This window comes from uncultured Faecalicoccus sp., assembly GCF_944325745.1.
GTDB lineage: Bacteria > Bacillota_I > Bacilli_A > Erysipelotrichales > Erysipelotrichaceae > Faecalicoccus.
In genome coordinates, this window is record NZ_CALVBG010000029.1 from 1 (window position 1) to 14,423 (window position 14,423).

Consider the following 14,423-nt stretch of genomic DNA (forward strand, 5'->3'; position numbering starts at 1 on the left):
ATGTTGATTGCCGAAGATTCAACGGATTTCCCGAATGTCACAAAATCCACTTTCGATGGCGGACTGGGATTTGATTATAAATGGGACATGGGTTGGATGAATGATACCTTATCGTATTTGAAGAAAGATCCAATCTATCGCCAATGGCATCATTATGATCTGACATTCTCCATGGCGTATTTCTATTCGGAACGCTTTATTTTACCGTTCAGCCATGATGAAGTCGTTCATGGCAAAGCTACGATCGTAGATAAGATGTGGGGAAGCTATGATGATAAATTTGCCCAGGCACGGGCACTCTATGTCTATATGTTCACGCATCCGGGCAAAAAACTTAATTTTATGGGAAATGATATCGGACAGCTTCGTGAATGGGATGAACAGAAGAGCTGTGACTGGTTCTTGCGCGAATACCCGATGCACGATTCGTTTGAACGCTTCTTTGAAGAATTAGGGAAATTGTATGCCGAAAACGACGCCTTCTGGAACAAAGATTACGATTGGACAAGCTTCCAGTGGATCGATGCGGACAATCAGTCGCAAAACTTATTCTCCTATATTCGCCGCGGGCAGAAGAAAGACTATGTGATCGTCTTGAACTTCTCGACCAACGGCTATGACCACCAGCAATTTGGAGTGCCGGATAAGGGCGTTTATAAAGAGATCATCAATACCCAATGGAAACGATTCCATGGCAGCTGGGAAAATGAAACGCCGCAGACTTGTCATTCGATTCGGATCTCTCGCCACAATCAGCCGTATATGATCGAAATCAATGTACCGGCTCTAGGGGCAGCGGTATATGAAGTTGAAAAAGAGGATTGATTTCCTCTTTTTTTGTACCTTATAATGGGAGCTATGAGTCACTATTTTGAAAATGATGCTGCTTTAAAGCACGATCTTCATGAACTGCGCTTTGTGATCCGGCAAAAAGAATACAGGCTGAAAACCGATGCCGGGGTTTTTAGTAAGGATCGTTTAGATATCGGGACAAGAGTGTTGTTGGAGACGGTGTTAGAAGAAGAAAAAGATCCTGTTTCCGTCCTGGATCTGGGCTGCGGGCTGGGTCCGGTAGGGGTCGTTTTAAAAGATCAATGGGACACTCGACTGACGATGATCGATGTCAATCAAAGAGCGGTCGATCTGGCGAAAGAAAATTTGAAACGCTATGGCCTCCAGGCTGATCTTCGCTGTCAGGACGGGATACAGGAAGGAGAATATGCTTGTATCGTATTCAATCCGCCGATCCGCGCCGGGAAGAAAGTCATCTATCGATTGTTTCAAGAGGCAATCGAGCATTTGAGCCAAGAAGGACATTTGTGGATCGTGATGCGCAAACAACATGGTGCGCAAAGTGCGATCCAATATTTGGAAGATTTGGGATGTCTAGTACGGAAGGTCAAACGCGATAAGGGTTTCTGGGTCTTTGTGGCACAAAAGAAAAGCACCGGGTCATCTAGGGCTTAAGATGATTCAGTGCTTTTTTATTGACAGATAAAACTTGTGATTCCAGTTCAGCATTCGACATTCGTTTGGCCCCGTTGGCCAAAATGGCATTTTGGATCAGACCGTCGCCGGTTGCCACCGTGATTCGGTATTTTCCTTTGAGCTCGTGAACTTTTCGTTCAATATACTGATCGGCGCTTTGTCCGGTTCTTGTATACACCACGTCCAGTCCGCCTTGGCGAAAAGAGGATCCGATATTATGAGGCAAGCGCCAGCCGTCAAAGACCAGAAGAACTTTGATCTGACGATAGCCCTGGTAATTGGAGATTTGATCGATCAAGGCATCGCGTGCCAAGTCGATTTTTGAATGGTCAAAAGAACGCAGTGAATTCCAGCTGAAAATCATGTTATAGCCGTCAATGATCAGGCATTCTTCTTTGATGGGCTCCGAATGCACTTTTTGTTTGTCTAGATCGATCTTTCGATGGATCTTTTTCGGCTTTTTTTCTTCGCGTTTGTTTTTACCGCCCAACGTATTGAAGACGCTTTTCAGTTCTTCTTCATTGACCGTGTGCCGGACTCTTTGATAAGCATGGTTATTTTGCGTTTTGGGCTGGATGTGCATATATTCGGCAACTTCATCATAAGGAATATAGGTTCCCGAACCATGCATACAAAAAATTGATCCGGTAGGATTTCTAAGATCGGATTCGCTGTCGTAACCGATCTCTTCTACAATTTTTTCCTGGTCGGCACAAGGATAATAACCATCTAAAGCACAACTGTAACGCCCCAATCCTTTGGTATAGGCCATGACTTCATTTTGATAATTCATCAATGTGCGGACGGGCCCTTTTCCGGTGATCTCCATGGTCTCGTTTCCCAGATCTTCGATCTTGACTTCGGCTTGTTTGGATTCCAGATCAAACAAAGCTTTACTTAAGCGGGAAGAAGGCACTTGTAGCGTAAAGCGATAATATGGCTCCAGCAGGATCGATTCAGCCATCTTTAATCCTTGACGGACAGCCCGATAGGTCGCTTGGCGGAAGTCGCCGCCTTCGGTATGTTTGAGATGACTCTTTCCGGCGATCAGAGTGATTTTCATATCTGTGATGGGAGAGCCGGTCAATACGCCGCGATGCACTTTTTCTTTCAAATGCGTCAAGATCAGCCTTTGCCAGTTCAAAGCTAATTCATCGCTGGACAGATTGGCTTCAAACTGCAAACCTTTTCCCCGGGACAAAGGTTCAAGCCGAAGATGAACCTCGGCATAGTGACGCAAAGGTTCAAAGTGACCCATGCCGATCACGGGGGCTTTGATGGTTTCTTTATATAAGACGCGATCCAAGCCGAATCCGACCTTGATGCCGGAAAGGGTCTCGATGCGCTTTTGAAGAACTTCCATCTGGATATCTCCCATCAGGCGCAAGGAGATCTGGTGCGTATGTTCGTTGAGCTCGATCTGCAGCGAAGGATCTTCCTGGGCCAGCTGGTCAAGAACGCCTTTCATCTCTAAGGGATCGACGCCTTGCGGCAGCAGCAGGCGATAATTCAGATAGGCATTGAGCATAGGAACAGGAGAGTCTTTTTCAACCCCCAATCCTTGCCCGATCTCTAATTGCTGGATTCCTTTTAGGGTCACGACCATTCCTGCCTCTGCCTGGGAAAGAAGCTGATAAGAAGGACCGTTATATAGCCGGATCTGATCGACTTTTTCGGTTTCTGATAGCTTTTGTTTCGGCTTTAAGGAACCGCCGGTGATCTTGATATGGGTCAAGCGATTGCCTTGTTCATCCTTGGTGATCTTATAGACGCGGGCTCCAAATTCAGCCGGATAAACGGGGTCATCGAAAAGCCGGATCATTTGATCCATCAACTCCTGTACACCGTTATTTTTTAAGGCCGATCCGAACAAAACAGGAAAGAATTTCCGCCGTAAAAAGGCTTCTTGGATCAAATCCTGGGGTAATGAACCATTTTCCATATAAACATCTAACAAAGCATCATCACATAAAGAGACTTGTTCTTCAAAATCTTGGGCACCAGGGACTGTCATATGGGGCGAACATCGGGTTTCCAGATCTTGGAGCAGCTCTTTTGGCGAACGATACGAAATATCCATTTTATTGACAAATACAATCACAGGGATGTGATACGATTCCAAACATTTCCAAATGGTCTCGGCGTGAGATTGCACGCCGTCTTGACCGTTGATGATCAAGATGGCCAGATCCAAGATTCCTAAGGAGCGTTCCATTTCGCTGGAGAAATCGATATGTCCGGGGGTATCGATCAAAAAGATCTGGGCATCTTTGTAGGAAAAGGAAGCCTCTTTGGCATAGATCGTAATTCCCCGATCACGTTCCTGGCTGTCGTAATCTAAAAAAGCATCCTGGTGGTCAACGCGTCCGGCCTTTTTTAACAGACCTGCATTGACAAGCATGCTTTCAATCGTGGTGGTTTTTCCGGCATCGACATGAGCAAGGATGCCTACAGTGATATGTTTCATGGTTCCTATTTTATCATGCTTCTGAAAGAACAAACAAAAAAACGCCTAAAATGGCGTTTTGGACAAATGGCGGAGACGGTGGGATTCGAACCCACGTGCCCGTGAAGGCAACTCGATTTCGAGTCGAGCTCGTTATGACCACTTCGATACGTCTCCGTGCTCAAGTATTGTATCATAAAAGTAAGCGGATAGTAACTAAATTTCATTGAATCAAAGATTTTGATTTGATATACTCGCGGTATGGTTGATTATTTAGTACGTCGATTGATCCCAAACTATGAAAATACCAAGGACTCCGCTGTGCGCAGTGCCGTAGGACGATTGTGTGGAATCATTGGGATCTTTGCGAATATTTTTTTGTTTGTCATCAAGTATGCGATCGGGGTTGTAGTGAACAGTATATCGATTCGCGCCGATGCGATCAACAATTTATCCGATGCCTGCAGCAATATCATCTCTATCGTATCCTTTCACGTATCCAATAAACCGGCCGATGAACATCATCCTTTTGGACATGAGCGCACGGAAACGATCGCTTCGATGTTTGTGGGATTGATCGTAGGCTATATCGGGATTGAAATGGCTCGCGAAAGTTTAGACAAGATCTTGCATCCGGCGACCCTGGACTTTCGTTATGTCACTTTGGTGATCTTGGGGATCTCGATCCTCGTTAAATTTTGGATGTATTTTTATAATAAGAAATTGGCCAAAGTTTATGATTCCAGTCTTTTAGAAGCAACGGCCCTGGATTCGATCAGCGATGTCATGGGGACGGGCGCTGTGCTGTTGTCAACGATTCTCTCTCCGGTGATTGGCTTCAATTTAGATGGTTTTATGGGGATCATCGTTTCGGTAATCATTTTGTTCAATGCGTATAAGCTGATCAAAGAAGTCATCAATTCTTTGTTGGGAGAAGCCCCCGATCCAGGGATTGTCAATAAGATCTCGAAACAGATCATGGAGAATTCGGAGGTCTTAGGGGTGCATGATCTGATGATCCATAACTATGGGCCGAATCGTTTGTTTGCCAGCGCCCATGTCGAGGTGGACTCTTCCCATGATATCTTTTTGGTCCATGATCAAATCGATAATATCGAACGCCGAATCAAAAAAGAGATGGGAATCGAGCTGGTGCTGCATATGGATCCGGTGCGGGTCAATGATCCGGAAACAGAACATTATAAAAGACTGGTCGCACAAGCGATCCAGTCCTTAAAGGTGAAATGGAGTTTTCATGATTTTCGAATCGTTGCGGGCCCCACGCATGTGAATCTGGTCTTTGATCTTGTGGTCCCTTTTTCGGATCCTTATACGGAAGAGCAGATCCATTCGATGCTCAGCGAACGAATAGAATCGGACAAACCTGTATATTTAGTGATTACGATCGATCATCCAATGGCTTAGACCTGGATGATCTTTTTTATGTCTCGGAGAGGCTCTAATTTCTCTTTGGAAACAGGGTTGGTGACTAATACATCGAATTCTCGGAATTTACAAAAGGAAAAAGGGGCAGAGTCTTCAAACTTGCTGGAATCCGTGACCATGATCATTTTCGAGGATTGATTCATGACGTGCCGTTTAAAGCCTAATTCATTGATGTTGGTGGAGGTGAAGCCGTCGCAGTTTTTAAAACCGTCGGTTCCCATGATAGCAGTGTCGATATGCACATGGTCAACGATCTCGATCGCAAAATGACCATATGCCCGCAAACCGGCATTATAGATCATGCCGCCCGCAAAGATGATATCAAAATGATAAGCGGCGCATTGTTGTGCTAAGGGCAAGGAGTTGGTCACAATCGTCAAACTTTTTTTCATCTGCAATGCAGGGAGTCCTAAAAGCACGGTGCTTCCAGAATCTAAAAAGACGACTTGACCATCTCTGATTTCATTAAAAGCTTGAATAGCGACCCGCTTTTTGGCTTCGGCGTTTTCCTGGTTTCGAAAAAACAGAGGAGTTTCCTGCATGGGATTATGGATCCGGGCATACCCATGTTCACGGATCAGCAGCGAATGAGCTTCCATCTCGTTGAGATCGCTCCGCAATGTTTCTGGGGTGACCTCCAGGCGTTTGGCCAGGTCGGTGATGCGAATGCGGCTTTCTTCCAACAGGATCTGACGGATCCGGGATTGACGAAGATCTTTTTTCTTGGACATAGGCACCTCCTGGATATTTTTAAATCATAAATAATTATAATATAAAAACTTTTGAATGAAGAAAATATTCTTTTGATTACAAAAAAGAACGAAAATAAATTGTGCTTTTTGATGATTTCGATACAATAACTGTGTCTGAAAAGACAAAACTAATCATATCTGTATCCTTCCTTAGACAAGGGATACAAAGATCCTTTAAACAGCCTCACGATGTTTTCGCTGAGGCATTTTTTTGTATATAGCCGTAAATGAAATGTTCTCCACATTTTGGAAATTCTTTGAGACGATTGTTCATGCGATAACTAAAAGTGTCCTGCGTATCTTTTAAGGTGTCATACGAACTCGGATGGATATTCTCCAGGGGGATCTTTAGATCTTTCAACATTTGAATATTGAGACCTTGATTATCAAATAAAGCTTTGTCGTCAGAAATTTGTTTTAAAAAAGGTGCTGTATCCATATCTATAGTTTGGATCTGCTCGATGACATCCTGCCCGATCTCCAAGGAATCAAACTGTAAAGAAGGGCCAAAATAGACCTGTGTGGTCTGAGGGTGGAGCAGTTGTTTTTGAATCAAATGAGAAACAGTTTTATCCGTGATTTTTTGAACGGTCCCTTTCCATCCTGAATGAATCGTGCATACGCAAGGAGTCGTAGGATCATAAACCAGGATTCCCAGACAATCGGCCGTAAAGACACCAATCAGGATCTCTGGTTCGGTCGTATAAAGGGCATCCACATTCAGAATGCTCGTATGTTTATCGAAGGCTCCTTTTCCTATATCTTTATGGGTTACATGATAAAACTGATCCGTGTGCTTTTGCCATGCCAAGGCCCAACGATCCAGCGGAAGGGTTTCTTTTTCCAACTGACGGCGATTTTCTAACACGCCCTGCGGGTCGTTGCTTACGTGCAGAGCCATATTGTTTTGGTCCGGTTTTGTGCGGTCTTTCATGGTAACGCCGCCGCAGATCGTTCCTTGGCAAAAAGTGATTTTTTTCATAGTTTCATCATATCAGACCAGGCCAAAGAGGCAAGAATAAGTTTTCTGAGTTTTTAGCACTATTTACTTGCGTTTGCTAAAGAATGTGCTATACTGTTAGCAGACAAAGAACAAGAGTGCTAGAAAGGAGTCTTGGCTATGGAATTAACACAACGACAGAAGATCATCTTTAAAACGATCGTGGATGAATTCACTCGCTGTGCTGAGCCGGTTGGATCCAAGACATTGATGCAGCTTTTGGATTTTCCTGTTTCATCCGCAACGATTCGTAATGAAATGGTTACGCTTGAAAAAGCAGGACTTCTGGAAAAGACGCATACTTCCAGCGGTCGTGTTCCGAGTCAAAAAGGCTATCGGTATTATGTCGAGCATTTGATGGAGACCAATTTGGATGTTCAGGTCAAAGATGCCTTGCAGGAAGTATTTGCCCAGCGACATTATTCCTTAGATGAAGTCGTGGATAAAAGCTGTGAGATCTTAAGTCATATGACCAATTTGACCAGCATCGTTTTAGGCCCGGACAGCCGATCTCAGAACTTGGCGCATGTGCAATTGATTCCCATCAGTGAACGAAGCGCGGTCGGTATCATCGTAACCGATCAGGGACATACCGAAAACAAGGTCTTTGATTTTGGAACGGAAGTTTCCGCCCAAGATATCAAAACGTGTATGGAACTGATGAATGATCAGCTCGTTGGCACCCCCATCAGTGAAGTGGTTGAAAAGATGAAAGAGATCGAACCTCTGATGGCTGCCAAAGTGGTCCGTCACGAAGTTCTTTTTGAAGCCTTTGTCACAGCCTTTATGCGATTTGCGACCGAAAAGGTCAAAGTCTCCGGCCGCAGCAATATGCTTTATCAGCCAGAATTCAGCGACTTAAACAAATTAAAGGAACTGATGAAAGTGTTGGAAAGCTCAAGCCTGTTTCATCAGTGGACAGATCAGGAAGACAATGTGGCCATCCAGATCGATAACCGAAATGAACTGATCCAAATCGGAGATTGCTCGGTCTTGACCACAAAATTCCACTATACCAATGATGAGGAAGGCCAGTTGATGGTCGTAGGGCCGAATCGTATGCAGTATTCCAAGGTCATTGCGTTAATGGATTATATGTCCAGCGTGATCGAGGATGTCTTCACGAATAAAGGAGGCGGAAAGAAGAATGAGTAAAAAGAAACAAAAACAGGAAGAAACGGTAGAAACCGTAGAAAAAGAATCGGAAGAAGTGAAAGAACAAGAACCCCAGGAAGAAAATTCTTTAGAAAAAGAAATTGAGCAGCTCAAAGAAGAGCTGGCAAAGGCAAAGAATGATGTTGCCAGAGCTTATGCCGATACAGAAAACATGAAAAAACGTCTGCAGAATGAAGCGGATATGACAAAGAAATATCGTTTCCAGCAGGCGGGACTGGAGATCCTTCCTATCTTGGACGGAATGGAACGTGCTTTGTGCGTACAAAGTGAAAATGAAGAAGTGATGAATTATGTCAAAGGGTTTGAGATGATCCATCAGCAGCTCGTCCAGGTTTTGACCAATGAAGGAATCCAGGAAATTGAAGCGATGGGAAAACCTTTCGATCATAATACGATGCAGGCTTTGATGCAGGAAACCAAGGAAGGTGTAGAAGCCGGGATCGTATTGGAAGTGATGCAGAAAGGGTATATGTTAAAGGATCGTATTTTACGACCTGCTTTAGTAAAAGTGAGTGAATAAGGAGGAATCGACTATGGCAAAAATTATTGGAATCGACTTAGGTACAACAAACAGTTGTGTTGCGGTCATGGAGGGAAAAGATTCAAAAGTAATCCCGAACCCGGAAGGAAATCGTACAACACCAAGTGTTGTCGCATTCAAAAATGGAGAACGTATCATTGGAGATGCTGCGAAACGTCAGGCAGTGACAAATAAAAATACGGTCTCTTCCATCAAACGTTTGATGGGTACCAATGAAAAAGTAGAAGCAGAAGGAAAACAGTACACACCGCAGGAAATCAGTGCGATGATCCTGCAGTACTTAAAATCTTATGCTGAAGATTATTTAGGAGAACCGGTAACCAAAGCGGTTATCACCGTACCGGCTTACTTCAACGATGCCCAGCGTCAGGCAACGAAAGATGCCGGAAAGATCGCCGGACTGGAAGTAGAACGTATCATCAACGAACCAACGGCCGCTGCCTTGGCTTATGGTATCGATAAGACCGATAAAGAACAGAAAGTTCTGATCTATGACCTAGGAGGAGGAACTTTCGATGTTAGTATCTTGGATCTGGCCGATGGTACTTTTGAAGTTCTTTCTACCAATGGGGATACCCATCTGGGAGGCGATGACTTCGATAACGTATTGGTTGACTGGATGGCAGAAACATTCCGTAAAGAAAACGGAATCGATCTGAAACAAGATGCGATGGCATTGCAGCGTTTAAAAGAAGCTGCTGAAAAAGCGAAAAAAGATTTAAGTGGTGTGATGCAGACGCAGATCAGTTTGCCATTTATCTCGGCAGGAGCCAGTGGACCTCTTCACTTCGAAGCAACATTAACGCGTGCGAAATTTGATGAAATGACCAAATCGCTGGTAGATCGTACTTTGATCCCGATCGAAAACGCATTGCGTGATGCCAAACTTTCCAAAAATGAGATCGATCAAGTTCTGTTGGTCGGTGGATCCACTCGTATCCCGGCCGTTCAAGAAGCGGTACGCAAGGCATTAGGCAAAGATCCAAATCATTCGGTCAACCCGGATGAAGCTGTTGCGATGGGCGCTGCGATCCAGGGCGGTGTCATTTCAGGCGATGTAAAAGATGTTCTGTTGTTGGATGTTACCCCATTGTCATTAGGAATTGAAACCATGGGTGGTGTTATGACGGTATTGATCCCTCGTAATACAACGATCCCAACAAGTAAATCACAGATCTTCTCAACCGCTGCAGACAATCAGCCGGCTGTGGATATCCGTGTATTACAAGGGGAACGTCCAATGGCTGCCGACAATAAAGAATTAGGAAACTTCCAGCTGACAGGAATTGCTCCGGCACGCCGTGGGGTACCTCAGATCGAAGTGACTTTCGATATCGATGCCAATGGTATCGTACATGTCAGCGCCAAAGATAAAGGCACAGGAAAAGAACAATCCATCACGATTCAGAACTCAAGCGGATTGAGTGATGCGGAAATCGATCGTATGGTTCGTGAAGCCGAAGAGCACAAAGCCGAAGATGAAAAACGTAAAGATGAAATCGATTTACGAAACCGTGCCGAAGGCTTTATTGCTCAGATCGATGCCATGTTAGAGGACGGCAAGGATAAGATCGATCCAAAACAAGCAGAAGAAACAAAGAAACTGCGTGACGATCTGCAGAAATCCTTGGACGAAAACAACATGGATGATGTTCGTAATAAATTGGATGCTTTGGAAAAAGCTGCTCAGATGGCAGGTCAGCAGATGTATCAGCAGCAAGCCAATGACCAGGCCAATACAAACACGCACACCAACGATGATGTCGTGGATGGCGAATTCACTGAAAAACACTAAGATTCAAAGTTCTAGCAGTCGCTAGAACTTTCGTTTGAGATAGGAGGGACAATCATGGCTGAAAAAAGAGACTATTATGACGTTTTGGGCGTGAGTAAAAGTGCCACAGATGATGAAATCAAAAAAGCCTATCGGAAACTGGCCATGAAATATCACCCCGATGTAAACCATGATCCGGGTGCCGAAGACAAGTTCAAAGAAATCAACGAAGCATATGAGGTCCTAAGCGACAAGGAAAAACGAGCTCGTTATGACCAGTTTGGCCATGCGGGTGTCGACGGATCCTTTGGGCAAGGCGGATTCCAGGGCGGATTCTCGGATTTCGGCGATCTGAATGATATTTTTGGGTCCTTTTTTGGCGGATCCGGCTTTGGATTTGGCGGTTCTTCGCGCCGTAATTCCAACCAGCCTCGCCAAGGACAAGACCGTTATATGCAGATGCGCATCAGCTTCATGGATGCCATTTTCGGCAAGACAGAGACCATCTCTTTAGAAGTGGATGAACAATGTCCGCATTGTCACGGCAGCGGGGCGGAAACGCCTGGCGATGTGCAGACGTGTCCGACATGTCATGGCTCAGGGTATGTCATGACTCAGCAGAGAAGCATGTTTGGCGTGATCCAGCAACAGTCTGTCTGTCCAGACTGTCATGGAACGGGTAAAAAAGTATCGCGTGCCTGTCATCAATGTCATGGAAAAGGATATGAGCATAAACGAGTTAAGTTAGATATCAAGATCCCGGCCGGTATCTCGACGGGGCAGCAGATCCGCATTGCCGGCAAAGGAGAACGAGGATCCAATGGCGGACCGAATGGGGATCTGTATATCGAGATCATCGTACAAGCGCATTCTACTTTCAAACGGGAAGGCAATGATATTTATATCCAGATTCCAATCAGCGCTTTGGATGCGACGATTGGAACAAGTGTACAAGTTCCGACCGTTTATGGGGATGTTGAATTAAAGATCCCGGAAGGAACACAGCCCAATACGAAGTTCCGTTTAAAAGGAAAAGGAGTCAAGACTTCCCGAGGGACTGGTGATGAATTTGTCGAAGTACAAATCGAGATCCCGAGAAAATTGACAAGAAAAGAACGTGAACTCTATGAACAGCTTCGTCACGGACAAAAAGAAAGTCCGTTTGAGCGCTTCAAAAGATCCTTTAAATAGAAAAAGTGAACGCGGTTCACTTTTTTTCGTTTGGGATCAGTCTAAGACCGCAAGCCCATGAGCATCCAATAATTCATTGGTTTTCATTAGATCATAATGATGATGGATGGCATAGATCAAAATGGCATCTTGCTTCACTTTGGCATACAAAGAGCCATTGTTGCTGAGGGCGAGTAGATTGTTGGTCTGATGCAGATCCAGCTGCATGGCAATCGCAATCTGCAATACTTTATCGCGTCCGGGATGTTTAGATCCATCAAAGATCTGGTAGGCATAGTTTCTTTGGATATTTGTTTTGGCAATGATCTCATTTCGCTTCAGTTTTTTTGACTCCATCAAAGCCTGCAGATAACTCAAGAAATCCAAGTCAGGGATCTGTTGAAGAATCTCGGGCAGGGGCGTGGCGTTTTGAAGCAGTTCTAAAAGATGCTGTGTGGGAACCATAACATTAAACTCCTTTTCAAATATGGTAAAATACCTAAGAAAGATAGGCAAGATAAAAATGACACCTCCTCTGTTTCAAACGAGACGAGTATTAAAAGAAACTCCTTCTAAGAAGATTTCTTTAGTTTTGCGCAAGCGCGACCAAACCCTATGGATCCAAAGAGAATTGGAACATGGGGATTTTTTCGTGTTTGAAAGTTTGAAAAAGAGTCGGATCTCTGGGATCCCTGCAATTGAGCAAGTCATGATTCAAGAAGGCCGTCTGGTCGTGTTAGAAGAATATATCCAGGCTCCGACTTTAGATACTCTCTATCCTGTATCGGAACGGCAGGCGGCGGATATTCTTTGTCAGTTATGCGACATTTTGGATGCTCTGCATCATTTGGATCCGCCGATCATTCATCGCGATATCAAACCGGAAAATATTTTTTATCGCGCCGGAAAAGTCATCTTGTTTGATTTTGATATTGCCCGACAGTATGACCCGCAAAAACATCGGGATACGACTTTGTTGGGAAGTGCGGGGTATGCTTCTCCGGAACAGTTCGGCTTTGATCAATCGGGGCCGCAAAGTGATATTTATTCATGCGGCAAATTATTTTTGATGTTGTTGACGGGAAAAATTGAAGGCAGAGCGAATGGAAAGTATGCATCCGTCATTGAAAAGGCCATTCAATTGGATCCTCATCATCGATATGAAACGGCACGCCAGTTCAAAGCGGCCATCCAAGGAAAACAATTTGTGATCCCGGGCTGGAACAATGCGACAACCAAAGGAAAAGTGCTTTCCTGGGTGGGATACATTTTGAATCTTTTGATGGTCATTTCCATTGATACGTCTCACAATACATCGCTTCATTTTGATTTTTTGTATTTAGTGGGATGTTTTAGCGTCTTTGGGTGGTTAGAGCTTCTTTACTGCAATCGTCAAAGATTGCTTCGCTATTCATCAAAAGGCGTTCGGATCTTAGCTTTTTTGGGTATCTATTTCGCTCTTTTGATTGCCGGGATCACAATCTTGATGATCTTGGATTATGCTCTGAGCATACCATTTTGATCTTGATTTTCTGTATACTCCAAAAGTGAAAACAGAGTTTTTATGAAGGAGGATCAGAAGATGAAAAAAATACTGTCGGGTTTTCTTGTATTGACGTGCTTATTGGGGATGAGTGCATGCTTGTCAGATGAAGAACCATCCACAGAAGGTGGAGAAGTCAAACAGGAAGAACAAAAAAGTGAATACGCCCTCAATGAGACCGCGGAGATCGAGGGAGTGAAGTATACTTTGACTGCGGTGGAAAGAAACAGCGGTTTCAGCTACAACACGCCCGAATCGGGGAAGGAATATGTGATCGTTACGGTGTCCATTGAAAACGGCTCAGAAGATAAAGTGGATTACAATCCCTATAATTTTAAGATGTTGAATTCTCAAGGACAGGAGATCGATAATGCGTTCGTTGTGGATTTAGATAATCAGCTGGATTCGGGAGAATTGACGCCGGGCGGAAGCATTACCGGGCGGATGTGTTTTGAAGAACCAGCCGGAGATACCGGGTTAAAACTCAATTATTATGACAATATCTTTAACGAGGAACCGAGCTGCTCTTTTGTATTAGGGGCATAAAAATAGAACGAGGGGGCCTCGTTCTTTATTTTGATTCTTGTTGTTTTTTGGCTTTGATCCGATCGGAATCTAAGAAAAACATCGTAAAGGTTGCCCTCGAAAGCAAGGTATTGCGATCATTGAAGATGAAGACCTCATAGACTCCAGTGGTTCGGCCGCGCGAGATCTCCTGAGCGATCCCGATCAGTTTACCGCCTCGTCCGGGTTTGATATAGTTGATCGTTCCTGTCAAGGTGACACTGTCACGGCCGGTCGCAAAACTGGCAGCTCCAGCTACGGTATCGGCCAGGGAAAATAAGGCCCCGCCGTGGACAAAACCATGGATATTTAAGATCTGTTCGTCAATGATCATTTCGACTTTGGCATAACCTTGTCGAACTTCGGTAACGCGCATATCATTGCTTTGAAGAAACATGGAAGAGCTGTTGAGGCGTTCCATGAGTTGTTCGTTGTTCTTTTCGATTTCCATGTGCATTCCTCTTTCGTCTACCCCATTGTAGCATATTCCTTCCTTCTGTTATAATACTTTGCGTGTAAGGAG

Annotated in this window: 14 protein-coding genes and 1 tRNA gene; 9 read left to right on the forward strand and 6 right to left on the reverse strand. The window is 44.4% G+C overall.

Annotated elements, in window-relative coordinates:
* Positions 1-825, forward strand: an 825-nt coding sequence (locus Q0J48_RS04195) for an alpha amylase C-terminal domain-containing protein (protein ID WP_296241951.1), incomplete at its 5' end; no start/stop codon positions are given.
* A 33-nt stretch (positions 826-858) separates the two neighbouring features.
* The gene (locus tag Q0J48_RS04200) at positions 859-1,467 is read left to right on the forward strand and encodes a methyltransferase (protein ID WP_296241953.1); all 609 of its coding nucleotides are present in this window, start codon (positions 859-861) and stop codon (positions 1,465-1,467) included.
* Here Q0J48_RS04200 and Q0J48_RS04205 read toward each other — a convergent pair.
* Both Q0J48_RS04205 and Q0J48_RS04210 read right to left on the reverse strand, forming a co-directional pair.
* A complete protein-coding gene (locus Q0J48_RS04205) occupies positions 1,457-3,955 on the reverse strand; it encodes a translation factor GTPase family protein (protein ID WP_296241955.1) in 2,499 nt (832 codons plus the stop codon). The two genes, Q0J48_RS04200 and Q0J48_RS04205, sit on opposite strands and share 11 nt — an antisense overlap.
* Positions 3,956-4,022: 67 nt before the next feature.
* Positions 4,023-4,111 (reverse strand) — tRNA-Ser (locus Q0J48_RS04210).
* 84 nt (positions 4,112-4,195) lie between these two features.
* On the opposite strand from Q0J48_RS04210, the gene Q0J48_RS04215 reads away from it, so the two are divergent.
* On the forward strand, positions 4,196-5,359 hold the full coding sequence (locus Q0J48_RS04215) for a cation diffusion facilitator family transporter (protein ID WP_296241956.1): 1,164 nt from the start codon (positions 4,196-4,198) through the stop codon (positions 5,357-5,359).
* On the opposite strand, the gene Q0J48_RS04220 is transcribed toward Q0J48_RS04215, so the two are convergent.
* Positions 5,356-6,111 (reverse strand): DeoR/GlpR family DNA-binding transcription regulator, encoded by a 756-nt coding sequence (locus Q0J48_RS04220; protein WP_296241958.1) that lies wholly within the window; start codon positions 6,109-6,111, stop codon positions 5,356-5,358. The genes Q0J48_RS04215 and Q0J48_RS04220 overlap by 4 nt on opposite strands.
* 205 nt (positions 6,112-6,316) lie before the next feature.
* Positions 6,317-7,114: a polyphenol oxidase family protein gene (locus tag Q0J48_RS04225; protein WP_296241959.1), complete on the reverse strand. Its 798-nt coding sequence runs from the start codon at positions 7,112-7,114 to the stop codon at positions 6,317-6,319.
* Between the two features lie 138 nt (positions 7,115-7,252).
* On the opposite strand from Q0J48_RS04225, the gene hrcA reads away from it, so the two are divergent.
* Genes hrcA through dnaJ form a run of 4 tightly spaced genes read left to right on the forward strand, consistent with a single transcriptional unit; the run spans position 7,253 to position 11,814 of the window.
* Complete coding sequence (gene hrcA / locus Q0J48_RS04230; RefSeq protein WP_296241960.1) at positions 7,253-8,287, forward strand: heat-inducible transcriptional repressor HrcA; 1,035 nt, start codon at positions 7,253-7,255, stop codon at positions 8,285-8,287.
* The gene (gene grpE / locus Q0J48_RS04235; protein ID WP_296241962.1) at positions 8,280-8,828 is read left to right on the forward strand and encodes a nucleotide exchange factor GrpE; all 549 of its coding nucleotides are present in this window, start codon (positions 8,280-8,282) and stop codon (positions 8,826-8,828) included. Before hrcA ends, grpE begins: the two co-directional genes overlap by 8 nt.
* A 13-nt stretch (positions 8,829-8,841) precedes the next feature.
* On the forward strand, positions 8,842-10,644 hold the full coding sequence (gene dnaK, locus Q0J48_RS04240; protein WP_296241964.1) for a molecular chaperone DnaK: 1,803 nt from the start codon (positions 8,842-8,844) through the stop codon (positions 10,642-10,644).
* A gap of 54 nt (positions 10,645-10,698) precedes the next feature.
* Complete coding sequence (dnaJ, locus tag Q0J48_RS04245; protein WP_296241967.1) at positions 10,699-11,814, forward strand: molecular chaperone DnaJ; 1,116 nt, start codon at positions 10,699-10,701, stop codon at positions 11,812-11,814.
* 36 nt (positions 11,815-11,850) lie between these two features.
* Here the strand turns inward: dnaJ and Q0J48_RS04250 are convergent, their stop codons facing one another.
* On the reverse strand, positions 11,851-12,258 hold the full coding sequence (locus tag Q0J48_RS04250) for a hypothetical protein (protein WP_296241968.1): 408 nt from the start codon (positions 12,256-12,258) through the stop codon (positions 11,851-11,853).
* A gap of 58 nt (positions 12,259-12,316) precedes the next feature.
* On the opposite strand from Q0J48_RS04250, the gene Q0J48_RS04255 reads away from it, so the two are divergent.
* Together Q0J48_RS04255 and Q0J48_RS04260 are read left to right on the forward strand one after the other, a co-directional pair.
* Positions 12,317-13,315 (forward strand): protein kinase, encoded by a 999-nt coding sequence (locus Q0J48_RS04255; RefSeq protein WP_296241970.1) that lies wholly within the window; start codon positions 12,317-12,319, stop codon positions 13,313-13,315.
* A 60-nt stretch (positions 13,316-13,375) separates the two neighbouring features.
* The gene (locus tag Q0J48_RS04260; protein WP_296241972.1) at positions 13,376-13,882 is read left to right on the forward strand and encodes a DUF4352 domain-containing protein; all 507 of its coding nucleotides are present in this window, start codon (positions 13,376-13,378) and stop codon (positions 13,880-13,882) included.
* Positions 13,883-13,907: 25 nt separating this feature from the next.
* Here Q0J48_RS04260 and Q0J48_RS04265 read toward each other — a convergent pair whose 3' ends face one another.
* Positions 13,908-14,351 (reverse strand): PaaI family thioesterase, encoded by a 444-nt coding sequence (locus Q0J48_RS04265; RefSeq protein ID WP_296241974.1) that lies wholly within the window; start codon positions 14,349-14,351, stop codon positions 13,908-13,910.
* Between the last annotated feature and the right edge of the window lie 72 nt (positions 14,352-14,423).